The organism is Pseudomonas sp. P4_C3 (genome assembly GCF_056402075.1).
The window spans coordinates 1-11,959 of record NZ_JBFUIC010000138.1 but is presented as its reverse complement, the minus strand read 5'-3'; the positions used below and the strand labels follow the sequence as shown (position 1 = coordinate 11,959).

General features: G+C 61.0%; 10 protein-coding genes and 1 pseudogene. 5 read left to right on the top strand and 6 right to left on the bottom strand.

Annotated elements, in window-relative coordinates:
- The first annotated feature begins 206 nt into the window (after positions 1-206).
- The 5 genes from moaA (at position 207) to AC1DVH_RS19685 (ending at position 7,226) form a co-directional block, all read left to right on the top strand.
- The gene (moaA, locus tag AC1DVH_RS19705) at positions 207-1,205 is read left to right on the top strand and encodes a GTP 3',8-cyclase MoaA (RefSeq protein ID WP_477755216.1); all 999 of its coding nucleotides are present in this window, start codon (positions 207-209) and stop codon (positions 1,203-1,205) included.
- Positions 1,206-1,210: 5 nt separating this feature from the next.
- Positions 1,211-2,110, top strand: coding sequence for a bestrophin family protein (locus AC1DVH_RS19700; protein ID WP_477755215.1), 900 nt, complete (start codon positions 1,211-1,213; stop codon positions 2,108-2,110).
- 76 nt (positions 2,111-2,186) lie between these two features.
- Positions 2,187-4,142 (top strand): acetoacetate--CoA ligase, encoded by a 1,956-nt coding sequence (locus AC1DVH_RS19695; protein WP_477755214.1) that lies wholly within the window; start codon positions 2,187-2,189, stop codon positions 4,140-4,142.
- 203 nt (positions 4,143-4,345) lie between these two features.
- Positions 4,346-6,883, top strand: a complete 2,538-nt coding sequence (locus AC1DVH_RS19690) for a PAS domain-containing hybrid sensor histidine kinase/response regulator (RefSeq protein ID WP_477755213.1) — start codon at positions 4,346-4,348, stop codon at positions 6,881-6,883.
- 67 nt (positions 6,884-6,950) lie between these two features.
- Positions 6,951-7,226: a peptidylprolyl isomerase gene (locus tag AC1DVH_RS19685; protein WP_007898282.1), complete on the top strand. Its 276-nt coding sequence runs from the start codon at positions 6,951-6,953 to the stop codon at positions 7,224-7,226.
- 126 nt (positions 7,227-7,352) lie between these two features.
- Here the strand turns inward: AC1DVH_RS19685 and AC1DVH_RS19680 are convergent, their stop codons facing one another.
- From AC1DVH_RS19680 to AC1DVH_RS19655, 6 genes and pseudogenes are all read right to left on the bottom strand, one after another.
- Positions 7,353-8,285, bottom strand: coding sequence for a sugar kinase (locus AC1DVH_RS19680; protein ID WP_477755212.1), 933 nt, complete (start codon positions 8,283-8,285; stop codon positions 7,353-7,355).
- A gap of 154 nt (positions 8,286-8,439) precedes the next feature.
- Positions 8,440-9,657: an amino acid deaminase gene (locus AC1DVH_RS19675; protein ID WP_477755211.1), complete on the bottom strand. Its 1,218-nt coding sequence runs from the start codon at positions 9,655-9,657 to the stop codon at positions 8,440-8,442.
- Positions 9,658-9,696: 39 nt separating this feature from the next.
- Positions 9,697-10,461 carry an IclR family transcriptional regulator gene (locus tag AC1DVH_RS19670; RefSeq protein ID WP_108217296.1) on the bottom strand — a complete coding sequence of 255 codons (765 nt, stop codon included), beginning with the start codon at positions 10,459-10,461 and terminating at the stop codon, positions 9,697-9,699.
- Positions 10,462-10,595: 134 nt separating this feature from the next.
- A complete protein-coding gene (locus tag AC1DVH_RS19665; protein ID WP_477755210.1) occupies positions 10,596-10,985 on the bottom strand; it encodes a RidA family protein in 390 nt (129 codons plus the stop codon).
- Positions 10,986-11,013: 28 nt separating this feature from the next.
- Complete coding sequence (locus tag AC1DVH_RS19660) at positions 11,014-11,808, bottom strand: amino acid ABC transporter ATP-binding protein (RefSeq protein WP_477755209.1); 795 nt, start codon at positions 11,806-11,808, stop codon at positions 11,014-11,016.
- Positions 11,805-11,959: pseudogene (locus AC1DVH_RS19655) on the bottom strand (amino acid ABC transporter permease); the annotation flags it as partial. The gene AC1DVH_RS19660 and the pseudogene AC1DVH_RS19655, both read right to left, overlap by 4 nt.

Sequence of the window (11,959 nt, the reverse complement as noted above, 5' to 3'; positions counted from 1 at the left end):
CCTCTATCACGGTTTTTATCCTTGTTTTTCAATTACTTGAAATCACTTAAAGCTCTTTTATTCACGAAATAAAGTTGATCATCGACCCAGTCGATCAGCCGGTCATTAATAGTGATTGGACGCCCATTAAAGTTGCTCTTAGCCTGCGCTCAACAAGTCCGTCAATGACGGAAATTTCATACAAAAAAGCGCCAAGCGAGGGTGTCATGTCAGAACGAGTCTTGATCGATGGCTACTCCCGGCGCGTGGACTATCTGCGGATGTCGGTCACCGACCGCTGCGATTTCCGTTGCGTGTATTGCATGGCCGAGGACATGCAGTTTCTGCCCCGCCAACGGGTGCTGACCCTGGAAGAGATTTATCAGCTGGCACAAAGCTTCGTCGCACTGGGCACCCGCAAGATCCGCCTGACCGGGGGCGAGCCGCTGATCCGTCCGGGCGTGGTGCAACTGTGCGAGAGGATCGCCGCCCTGCCCGGCCTGCGTGAACTGTGCATGACCACCAATGGTTCGCAGTTGGCCAGACTGGCCGAGCCGTTGTTCGAAGCCGGGGTCAAGCGCCTCAACATCAGCCTCGATTGCCTGGACCCGCAACGTTTTCGCGAACTCACCCGCACCGGTGATCTGGCGCAGGTGATCAAGGGCATCGACGCGGCCAACCAGGCTGGATTTCGCAATACCAAGCTCAATTGCGTGGTGATGAAGGGCCGCAACGACCATGAGATCAATGATCTGGTGAGCTTCGCCATCGACCGCAACCTCGACATTTCCTTTATCGAGGAAATGCCGCTGGGCACCATCCACGAGCACAGCCGCGCCGAAGCGTTTTTCTCCAGTGCCCAGGTCCGTGAACGCATCGGCGAACGCTACACTTTGATTGATTCCGCCGAGTCGACCCAGGGTCCGTCGCGCTACTGGCGCCTGGCCGAGGCGCCGCAGATTCGCCTGGGGTTCATCTCCCCCCACAGCCACAACTTTTGTGGCACCTGCAACCGGGTGCGACTGACCGTGGAAGGACGTCTGCTGCTGTGCCTGGGCAATGAGCACGCCGTGGATCTCAAGGCGGTCTTGCGCAGCCACCCCGGACAGCCCGAGCGCCTGGAAAAAGCCATTATCGAGGCGATGAAACTCAAGCCTTATCGACACAACTTCGAAGTGAACGACGATGTTCAGGTCATTCGCTTCATGAACATGACGGGCGGCTGAAACCCATGATCGTAAGACCCAAACCCAACCTGATCGGCGTGCTGACGTCCCTCAAGGGTTCGATTGCCAAACGCATCGCCTGGCGCAGCCTGATGGTGACGCTGCTCGCCTCGGCCATCGTGCTCATCGAAACCTTGCACCCCAGCTACTTTTCCAAGGTCAGCGCCACGCCCTTCACGCTGCTGGGTTTGTCGTTGTCGATCTTCATGAGCTTTCGCAACAACGCCTGCTACGACCGCTGGTATGAAGCGCGCAAGGCGTGGGGCGATGTGATCGTGGAAGTCCGCTCGATGATTCGTGAAACCCTGGCTATCAAAGACACGGATGAGCGACACACGGTCCTCAGCAACCTGTGTGGCTTTGCCCATGCCCTCAACGCGCGGCTGCGCCAGGAAAACGAACTGGCCGCCAGTGGCGACTGGCTGCAGCCGATGCCCAAGGGCAACACCACGGACGTCAGCGGGCAGATACTGATGCAGGTCGGTCAGCAGTGCTCGGCACTCAACGAGTCAGGGGCGATCAACGACTGGCGCTACACGCTCATGGCCAACCACCTGACCAGCCTGACCCATGCCCAGGCCGTCTGTGAACGAATCAAGAACACCCCGCTGCCGTTCCCCTACACCCTGTTGCTGCACCGCACCATTTACCTGTTCTGCATCCTCTTGCCGTTTGCCATGGCCGAACCCCTGGGTTGGCTGACACCGATTTTCACCGCGATTGTCAGCTACACCTTTTTCGGCCTGGATGCGATTGCCGATGAACTGGAAGACCCCTTCGGCCGCGACGAAAACGACCTGCCCACCGACGCCATCGTGCGCAACATCGAGCGTGATGTACTGGCGGCCCTGGGTGTGACAGAGTTGCCGCCACAGCTGGAGCCGGTGGATTTTGTGTTGAACTGATTTCCAGCAAAAAAGCAAAACCTGTGGGAGCGGGCTTGCCCGCGAATGGATCTAAAGGCATAAGAAGAGGCAAACCATGTCCGACATCCTCTGGCAACCTGACGCCAAACGCATTGGCAAGACCCGCATGGAGGCCTTCCGGCGTTTCATCAATCAGCGGCATCACCTCAAGATCGACGACTACCCTGCCCTGCACCAATGGTCCATCGAGCAACGCCCGGACTTCTGGCAGGCCATCGTCGACTTCTTCGACATCCGCTTCCACGAGCAACCTGACGCGGTGCTGCTCGAAGGCCTGCAGATGCCCAGCGCCCAATGGTTCCCCGGCGCAACGCTGAACTTTGCCGAACACCTGCTACAGCGACGCGATGATGCGATCGCCGTGGTAGCCGTTGGCGAAAACGGTCTGCGTGAACATTTGACCTGGGCCGAACTCGCGGAACATGTCGCCGGCTTTCAAAACGGGCTGATAGCAGCCGGCGTCAGGGTTGGCGACCGGGTCGCCGCGTGCATGCCCAACACCTGGCAAACCCTGGTGGCCATGCTCGCCACCACCAGCCTTGGCGCCATCTGGTCCTGCTCTTCGCCGGACTTCGGCACCCAAGGGGTGGTTGACCGTTTCGGCCAGATCGAACCGAAAGTGCTGGTGACCTGCGCCGGTTATCGCTACGCCGGCAAGGAAATCGACCAAACCGCCAAGGTCAACGAGATTCTCCAGCGTCTGCCTTCGCTGCAACAGTTGATCATCGTGCCTTACGCCCGGCCACACGCGCACATAGAAGAATTCCGCACCCAGGCCAATGTGACGTTGTGGGACGATTTCTACACGCCCGGCGGCGAGCCGGATTTCGTCCCCGTGCCCTTCGCCCATCCGCTGTACATCCTCTACTCCAGCGGCACCACCGGCGTACCCAAATGCATCATCCACAGCACCGGCGGCGTGTTGCTGCAACACGTCAAGGAACACGGCCTGCATGGTGATCTCGGCCCCGGTGAACGGCTGTTCTACTACACCACCTGCGGCTGGATGATGTGGAACTGGCTGGTGTCGGCGCTGGCGACAGGCAGCTCCGTGGTGCTGTACGACGGCTCGCCGTTCCACCCCGAGCCGCAGTGCCTGATCGACCTGATCGACGACGAACGCATCAGTGTCTTTGGCACCAGCCCCAAATACCTCGCGACCCTGGAAAGCAGCGGTATCAAGCCCCGTGAAAGCCATGATCTGAGCAGCCTCAAGATGCTGCTATGCACCGGCTCGGCGCTGTCACCGCAGAGTTACGACTTCGTCTATCGCGACTTCAAGGCTGACGTGTGTCTGGCCTCGATGTCCGGTGGCACCGACATCGTCTCGTGCTTCGTCAACGGCAACCCGATGTCGCAGGTCAGGCGTGGCGAGATCATGGGCAAGAGCCTGGGCATGGCCGTCGAAGTGTGGAACGACGAAGGCCACCCGGTAATCGGCGAAAAAGGTGAGCTGGTCTGCACCCGGCATTTCCCGGCAATGCCCATTGGCCTTTGGAACGATCCCGATGGCGAGAAACTGCGCCAATCCTATTTCAGCCTGTTCCCCGGCGTCTGGGCCCAAGGTGATTACGCCGAACAACTGCCCCATGGCGGGATGATGATCCACGGTCGCTCCGATGCCGTGCTCAACCCCGGCGGCGTGCGCATCGGCACGGCGGAAATCTATCGTCAGGTGGAGAAAGTCCCCCAGGTACTCGACAGCGTGGCCATCGGTCAGCAGTGGCAGGATGACGTGCGGGTGGTGCTGTTCGTACGCTTGCACGACGGGCTCGAACTGGACGAGGCGCTGCAACAGCAGATCCGCCAGACGATTCGCGCCAACACCACGCCGCGTCATGTGCCGGCCAAGATTGTCGCGGTGACTGACATTCCCCGGACCATCAGCGGCAAAGTCGTTGAGTTGGCAGTACGCAATGTGGTGCACGGGCAGAAAGTGAAGAACACTGATGCGCTGGCCAATCCCGAGGCGCTGGAACAATTTCGTGACCGGCCCGAACTGATGGATTGAAATGGGATACCTGTGGGAGCGAGCTTGCTCGCGATAGCGGAGTGTCCGTTGACATCAATGCAAATTGACCCGACGCCATCGCGAGCAAGCTCGCTCCCACAGGGTACTGTGTCGCCTACCGCTCACCCTGACGGGTCCTCCACAATCGACCACCTGTGCAAGAATAGAGGCCAGCCAAAGCGACTCATGTGCAGGACTCCCGAATGAACGCAACACCAACCGCCAGCGATGCCCAGGCCTTGATCGCCCGAATCGACTGGGCAAGCAGCCCGCTGGGCGCGGCCAGTAAATGGCCACAAAGCCTGCGAACCGCCGTGGACATCGTCATCCACTCGCCAATGCCGATGCTGTTGCTATGGGGCCCGCAGCTGACACAGATCTACAACGACGGCTTTGCCCTGCTCGCCGGAAGCAAACATCCACACGCTTTCGGCCAACCGACACACCTGATCTGGCCAGAGTTGCAAGACTTTACCGACCCGATATACAGCGCCGTCCTGCAAGGTCAGGTGCGAACCTACAGCGAGCAGCGCTTTACCCTGCAACGCGGGGACCGGGAATCCGACTTCTGGCTCGACCTGACCTACAGCCCGATCCGTGACGAAAGTGCCAAGGTGGCCGGGATCCTGGTCACCGCCATCGAAACCAACGAACGCCGGCGCATCGCCCTCGAACTCGAACAGCGCTCGGCGGCCAGCCTCAAGGCCCAGCGTGAAACCGAGGAGCGCCTGCAACTGGCCCTCGCCGCCACCGATGCGGTCGGCACCTGGGACTGGGACATCAGCGAGGACCGTTTCATCGCCGATGCGCATTTTGCCCAACTGCACGGGATCGACCCGGCCATGGCCAGCCAGTTGCCGATCAGCGAGTACCTGCACGGCGTACACCCGCAAGACCGCGCCCTGATCGCCCGCAGCATCAAGCATTGCATCACCCACGGCACTGAGTACGCCGAGGAGTATCGCCTGCTCCAAACCGACGGCCAGATGCGTTGGGTGTTTGCCCGCGGTCGCTGCTACAAGGATCACCACGGCCGGCCGATGCGCTTCCTCGGCGCCGCCCTGGACCTGACCGAACGTAAACACACCGAACAGGCCCTGCGCCAGAGCCAGACCGAGCTGCAACTGATCATCAACGCCATGCCGGTCCTGATCAGTTACGTTGACCGCGAAGAACGCTTTCGCCTGAACAATGCGGCGTACCTCGACTGGTACGGGCTGACGCCGCAAGAACTTTACGGGCGAACCATTCTTGAAGTGATCGGCGAAGAAGCCTATGCACTGCGCGCCCCGTACATCACTGAGGCGCTGTCCGGCCGGCCCTGCTGTTTCAGCATCAGCACGCCACACCGCGACGGCAGCATCCGCCAGGCCTTGATGAATTACCTGCCACGCCACGGCGCAGACGGCGCGGTAAACGGTTTCTACATCTTCGTGATCGATGAAACCGAAAGCAAAAAGACCGAAGAAGCCCTGCGCAACCTGAACGAAACCCTTGAGGAACGGGTTGCCGCCCGCACCCGCCAACTGGCCGAGGCCAACGAGCGCCTGCAGAACGAGATGTTCGAACGTGAGCGTGCCGAAGACGCCTTGCGCCATGCCCAGAAAATGGATGCGGTCGGCCAGCTTACCGGCGGCATCGCCCATGACTTCAACAACATGCTCACTGGCATCATCGGCAGCCTCGACCTGATGCAGCGCTACATCGCCGACGGCCGTGCCAGCGAGATCGGCCGATTCACCGAGGCGGCAGTGTCCTCGGCCAACCGTGCCGCCGCCCTCACCCATCGCTTGCTGGCGTTCTCCCGGCGACAGTCGCTCAACCGCAAGCCGCTGAACCCCAACGAGTTGGTTCACTCGCTCGAAGACTTGTTCAGTCGAACCAAGGGCGACCACATCGAACTCAAACTGCAACTGGCCGAAAACATCTGGTGGATCAGCACGGATGTCAGTCAGTTGGAAAACGCCTTGCTCAACCTGGTGATCAACGCCCGGGACGCCATGCCGGATGGCGGCGTGCTGCAGATCGAAACCGCCAATGTGTACCTCGACGGCAGCGACATCACGACCCTGGAACCACTCAAGCCCGGCGACTACGTGATGATTACCGTCAGCGACAACGGCACCGGCATGACGCCCTTGGTGCTGGCCAAGGCATTCGACCCGTTCTTCACCACCAAGCCCATTGGCCAGGGCACCGGCTTGGGCTTGTCGATGATTTACGGTTTCGCCCAACAATCGGGGGGCCACGTCAGTCTGTTCAGCCTGCCTGAACGGGGCACCAGCGTGCGCTTGTACCTGCCGCGTCTGCATTCGGCCGAGTCGGAAAAAGTCCTGTCGCCCGTCGGCGGCGAGGCACCGGCGGCGATTGCCGGCGAAACCGTGATGCTGGTAGAGGACGATGCGGCGGTGCGCATGCTGGTACTGGACCTGCTCAAGGAGCTCGGCTACCGCGCCCATGAAGCCGAAGATGCCAAGAGTGCCCTGCCGGTGCTGGAGTCAGACCTGCGGCTGGACCTGTTGGTGAYCGACGTCGGGTTGCCAGGCATGAACGGCCGGCAACTGGCAGAAATCGCCCGCCAGCACCGCCCCGAACTGAAAGTACTGTTCATGACCGGTTACGCGGAAATCGCCGCCGAACGCCAGGGCTTCCTCGAAGAAGGCATGGACATGGTGGCCAAACCGTTTTCCATCGACCTGCTGGCCAACAAGATTCGCACGATGATCGGTCAACCAAACTGAGTTGAGGCATAATCGCGCGCCCCCGCTGCCACCCACATAGCCACCACCGTTGCAAGGTAACCGCCACATGAAAGCTCAAGCCCGCCATATTCTGGTGAAAACCTCGGAAGAAGCCGAGCAGCTCAAACAACGCATCGCCAAGGGTGAAGCGTTCGATGTCCTGGCCAAGAAGTACTCGACCTGCCCCTCGGGCAAGCGCGGCGGTGACCTCGGTGAAGTACGCCCGGGGCAGATGGTCGGCGTGATCGATGCGGTAATCTTCAAAAAACCGCTGCGGGTGGTGCATGGGCCGATCAAGAGCAAGTTCGGGTATCACCTGGTGCAGGTGTTTTACCGGGATTGATGCTGTTGGCTTTCGGCCCCCATCACGAGCAAGCTCGCTCCCACAGGGGTTCTGCGCCGGGCACAAATCAATTGTGGGAGCGAGCTTGCTCGCGATCCGATGGCGCAGCCAGCGGCCATTCACCGCTTACCGTGGGATCAGCGCCCCTGGTACCTGAATCACCCGGCTCGCCAACCGATGCCCGGCCTCGGCAGCTTGCGAAGGGCTGCCGCCCTTGAGCCGCGAAGCCAGATACGCGGCACTGAACGAATCCCCCGCCGCCGTGGTGTCCACCACCCGCGCTACCTTCTGCGCCGGCACCTCGAATGACTCGCCATCACAACGAATCAGGCACGCTTCGGCGCCGCGCTTGAGCACCACCTCCGGCGTACCCATCTGCTCATACGCAGCGAACACCGCCTCACAATCGGAGTAACCGAACAACGCCTCTTCGTCATCCACTGTCAGCAACGCCAGGTCGACATGCGGCAGCACACGGCGATACGCCGCCCGGGCGTCCTCGACCGACGCCCACAGCCGTGGCCGGTAGTTGTTGTCGAACACAATTCGCGCATCGCACTGGTGGGCTTCGATCAGGGTGTTCAGCAACTTTTCCCGGCCTTGCACGCCGAGTACCGCCAGGGTGATGCCGCTGAAGTACAGCACGTCGTAATCCGGCAGCGCCGCAAGGATCGGCGCGGCGGCCGGGGTGGTGAAGCAATCGCGTACCGCCGCTTCGTTGCGCCAGTACAGAAAGCGTCGCTCACCGGCGGCGTCAGTCTGTATGCAATACAAACCCGGCAGACGTCCCGGCAGGCGCTGAACCATGCCGAGCCCGATGTTTTCCGCGGCCCAACTCTGGCACATCGCGTCGCTGAAACTGTCATCGCCCAAGGCGGTGACGTAATCCACGGTGCCGTTCTCTCCCAGTTCCCGGGACAGGTACACCGCCGTGTTCAAGGTGTCGCCACCGAAGCTCTGTTGCAGGCTGCCGTCGGCGCGATGCTGCAACTCGATCATGCATTCGCCTATCAGGGCGATGCGTGGAGTGTTGGGGCCGAGGGTGTTGATGGTGTTCATTGTTGTGGGGTCTCTGGTGTTTCGGTGTTGTCTGGTCGGGCCTCATCGCGAGCAAGCTCGCTCCCACATTGGATCTTCGGTGTACACAAAACCCTGTGGGAGCGAGCTTGCTCCGGGCGGCGATCCGACGATGACCGCAACTCGGTCTCAAACTTTAGAAACAGGTTTCCATGGTCTCGATGACGTTCAGTTGCTCGTCCACCAGACAGCCGATACGCCACTTGTCGAACGTCAGGCACGGGTGCGATGTGCCGAACGAAATGATGTCGCCCACCCGCAGACCAACCCCTGGCGCCACGGTCATGAACGCATGCTGATCCATCACCGCGGTCACCTTGCACGCACTCACGTCATCGCCTTTGGCCGGCACCACACCCGCCTTGTACCGCAACAACGGCACCGGCAAGCCGGCGTCGTAGGCCACGTCGCGCTTGCCCAGGGCAATCACCGCAAACCCCGGCTCCGGCAATGACTGCACGTGCGCCCACACTTCCAGCGCCGGACGCAGGCCTTCGTGCAGATCGCTGCGACGGTCGAGTACGCAGCACTGCGCCTCCTTGTAGATGCCATGGTCGTGAGCCACGTAACTGCCAGGACGCAGCACGCTGAGGAAACGTCCACCGGCGTTCTGCGCTTCGAAGGATTCGGCAATCAGGTCATACCAGGCCGAGCCCGACGCGGTGATGATCGGCTTGGCAATGGCGAAGGCGCCGCTGTCCTGCAACTGCACCGCCAAGCGCACCAGTGACGCGGCGAAATCGCGGATACCGGTCACGGCGTGATCACCATGGATCACGCCTTCGTAGCCTTCGATCCCGGTCAGGGCCAGGGCCGGTTGCGCGGCGATGGCCTTGGCCAGATCGAGCACTTCCTGCTCGCTGCGGCAACCGCAACGACCTCCGACTACGCCGTATTCAATCATGACGTTCAGGCGCACGCCGCGGGAGGCGAAATAGGCGCCGAGGTCGGCGACGTTGTCCGGATGATCGACCATGCAATAGAAATCGAACGTCGGGTCGGCCAGCAGGTCGGCGATCAGCGCCATGTTCGGCATGCCGACCAACTGGTTGGCCATCAACACCCGGCGCACGCCATGGGCGTAGGCGGCACGGGTTTGCGTGGCGCTGGCCAGGGTGATGCCCCAGGCACCGGCGTCCAGTTGGCGACGGAACAGCGCCGGGGTCATGCTGGTCTTGCCGTGGGGCGCCAGTTCCGCACCGCTGTTGCTGACGAAGTCCTGCATCCAGCGAATGTTGTGTTCCAGCGCCTCGCGGTGCAGTACCAGCGCGGGCAGGCTGACGTCACGCACCAGGCTGGCGCCGATCGGGGCAGCGCCTTTGTCCACGTTGGCAGTATGGGGGGCAGAAGACATGGTCGAACTCCTAGTTCACGCGGCTGCAGGCAGCCGCTGTTATTCGTTGATGCGACGGGCCAGGCTGTTGGCGCTGTCGATCAGCACCCGGCGGTAGTCATTGTAGTTTTTCTTGGCATCGGCTCGTGGAGCGACGATGCACAGGGTCGCGATGGCCACGCCGCCAGGGTCTTTGACCGGGGCGGCGAAGCAATGAGTAAAGGTGTCGGCGACGCTATCGAAAGAAAAGAAACCATCGATCCCGGCCTGACGGATTTCCTTGAGAAACTGCTCCAGAGGCAAGCGTTCGCCGTCAGGCAGGATGAAGTCGTCGTGGTCGATCAGGTCGACGATTGCCTGGTCGCTCAGGTGCGCCAGCAACAGCCGCCCGGAGGCGGTCCAGGGGATGGGTGCGTTTTCGCCAATGTCCGAGGAAATGCGGAAATGCCGTTCCCCCTCCTTCATCAGCGCAACGGTGTATTTGCGCCCGTTGAGCAGACACATCTGCGCCGTTTCATGGGTCTGGCTGACGATTTCCTGCAGGGCGTGATCGGCCTCGCGGGTCAGGTCGAAATGGCGCAAGTGGGCCTGGCCGAGAAAGTACAACTGACGACCGAGGTAGACATGACCGTCCTTGCCCACCGGCTCCAGGATCCGCCGTTCCAGCAGCGAGGCCACCAGTTCGTAGACCGTGGATTTGGGGCTGCCGATGCCGTTGGCAATGTCGTTCGGGCGCAGGGGCTGGCCGATCTCCTTGAGGAAATCGAGGATATCGAATGCCCGGTCCAGACCGCGTGCCCGGCGCTTGATGGTGTCTTCGGTCATTTCAGTGGTCCCCATTCAAAGTCGCCCGTAGGAGCTGCCGCAGGCTGCGATCTTTTGATCTTGCCTTGGCAGCACCCATCAAAAAACGCCAGAAGATCGCAGCCTTCGGCAGCTCCTACAAGAGCAACCGCCGATCAAGCCTTTTTCTTGTAAGCAATACAGTCGATCTCCACCTTGCAGTCGACCATCATGTTCGCCTGCACACAGGCCCGCGCCGGGGCGTGTTCGGGTTTGAAGTACTCGGAGAAGACCTTGTTGAAACTCGTGAAATCCCGCGGATCCTCCAGCCACACGCCAGCACGCACCACGTCTTCCAGGCCGAAACCTGCCTCTTCGAGAATCGCGATCAGGTTTTTCATGGTCTGGTGGGTCTGCTCGACGATGCCACCGACAATGATCTCGCCGTCCACCGCCGGCACCTGCCCGGAAACGTGCAGCCAGCCATCGGCTTCAACGGCGCGGGCGAAAGGGCGAGGCTGACCGCCAGCGGCGGTGCTGCCGGTGCCGTAACGAGTAATGCTCATGGGTGTTTCTCCTGCTTTGAAAATGACGTTAAAAGCGAGTGCTTTTGAGAAATTCCGCCAGTCGTGGCGATTGCGGGCGCTCGAACAGGTCCTTGGGCGGCCCCTGCTCTTCGATACGCCCCTGATTCATGAAAACGATCTTGTCCGAAACCTCGAAGGCGAAGCGCATTTCGTGGGTCACCAGCAGCATGGTCATGCCGTCTTCGGCCAGGCCCTTGATCACGCTCAGCACTTCGCCGACCAGTTCCGGGTCCAGGGCCGAGGTCACTTCGTCGAACAACATCAGGCTCGGGTTCATGGCGATTGCGCGAGCAATCGCCACGCGCTGTTGCTGACCGCCAGACAACTGACCGGGGAAGTGATCACGACGTTCCAGCAGGCCAACACGCTCCAGCCATTTCTCGGCCAGGGCCACGGCCTCGTCCTTGTGCAGTTTCTTGACCTTGAGCAGACCCAGGGTGACGTTCTGCAATGCAGTCAGGTGCGGAAACAGGTTGAACTGCTGGAACGCCATGCCGGTCATGGCGCGATGGCGGGCAATGACTTTTTCCGGGTGGCGAATGCGTTTGCCGTTGACCTCGTCATAACCGATGGATTCACCGTCGAGCAGGATCTGCCCGCCCTGGAACTCTTCGAGCATGTTCACGCAGCGCAGCAGCGTGGTCTTGCCCGAGCCGCTGGAACCGATCAGCGTTACCACGTTGCCGCGCTGCATGCTCAGGTCGACGCCCTTGAGCACTTCAAGCTGGTCGTAACGCTTGTGCAGGCCGCGAATGTCCAGCAGGGATTGGCCGTTTTGTGCATTGGTTTGAGTCTGAGTCATGGCAAAGCCACCCGCTTTTCAATGTGCCGGCCGAGTAACTCGATGCCGTAGTTGATGACGAAGAACAGGAATCCGGCGAACAGGTAAAACTCCAGGGTCATGAAGGTCCGGGCGATGATCTGCTGGGTGCTGAGCAGCAACTCGGCAACGC

What these genes read in the sequence shown, in the direction of transcription:
- moaA (WP_477755216.1), top strand. Translation starts at nt 207, where the DNA reads ATGTCAGAACGAGTCTTGATCGATGGCTACTCCCGGCGCGTGGACTAT.
- AC1DVH_RS19700 (WP_477755215.1), top strand. Translation starts at nt 1,211, where the DNA reads ATGATCGTAAGACCCAAACCCAACCTGATCGGCGTGCTGACGTCCCTC.
- AC1DVH_RS19695 (WP_477755214.1), top strand. Translation starts at nt 2,187, where the DNA reads ATGTCCGACATCCTCTGGCAACCTGACGCCAAACGCATTGGCAAGACC.
- AC1DVH_RS19685 (WP_007898282.1), top strand. Translation starts at nt 6,951, where the DNA reads ATGAAAGCTCAAGCCCGCCATATTCTGGTGAAAACCTCGGAAGAAGCC.
- AC1DVH_RS19680 (WP_477755212.1), bottom strand. Translation starts at nt 8,285, where the DNA reads ATGAACACCATCAACACCCTCGGCCCCAACACTCCACGCATCGCCCTG.
- AC1DVH_RS19675 (WP_477755211.1), bottom strand. Translation starts at nt 9,657, where the DNA reads ATGTCTTCTGCCCCCCATACTGCCAACGTGGACAAAGGCGCTGCCCCG.
- AC1DVH_RS19670 (WP_108217296.1), bottom strand. Translation starts at nt 10,461, where the DNA reads ATGACCGAAGACACCATCAAGCGCCGGGCACGCGGTCTGGACCGGGCA.
- AC1DVH_RS19665 (WP_477755210.1), bottom strand. Translation starts at nt 10,985, where the DNA reads ATGAGCATTACTCGTTACGGCACCGGCAGCACCGCCGCTGGCGGTCAG.
- AC1DVH_RS19660 (WP_477755209.1), bottom strand. Translation starts at nt 11,808, where the DNA reads ATGACTCAGACTCAAACCAATGCACAAAACGGCCAATCCCTGCTGGAC.